Origin of the sequence: Desertibacillus haloalkaliphilus (assembly GCF_019039105.1) — a bacterium.
GTDB classification, from domain to species: Bacteria; Bacillota; Bacilli; order Bacillales; family KJ1-10-99; genus Desertibacillus; species Desertibacillus haloalkaliphilus.
In genome coordinates this window covers 1-365 of the sequence record NZ_JAHPIV010000398.1, presented here as the reverse complement: position 1 = coordinate 365, position 365 = coordinate 1, and the positions used below count along the sequence as shown (strand labels likewise).

Below are 365 nucleotides of genomic sequence, written 5' to 3'. Positions count from 1 at the left end.
ATGCAAAAGCTGATATTTTTGTAAGTATTCATGTTAACTCAGGGCCTTCAGGTGGTCATGGAACAGAAACATGGATTGCTTCATCTTCTTCATCAAGCAGTGATAGTAGAAAACTTGCAGAAATGATTAATAAGCGTCTAGTAGCAGAATTAGGCACACGTGATCGCGGAGTAAAAACAGCGAACTTCGCTGTACTTCGTGAAACAAATATGCCTAGTGTTTTAGTTGAACTTGGATTTATTACAAATAGCAATGATGCCTCCATCATGAAGCGTTCTAATTTCAATGAAAAAGCTGCAAATGCGATCTACAAAGGTATTGAAGATTATTATTCTAGTAAATAAAGAAGGAGAGTAGCGGAGGAC

General features: G+C 37.3%; 1 protein-coding gene. It reads left to right on the top strand.

The window, feature by feature from the left end; genetic code table 11:
- The coding region (locus KH400_RS22500; RefSeq protein ID WP_217228430.1) for an N-acetylmuramoyl-L-alanine amidase family protein at nucleotides 1-344 on the top strand (344 nt) is incomplete at its 5' end.
- Nucleotides 345-365: the final 21 nt, after the last annotated feature.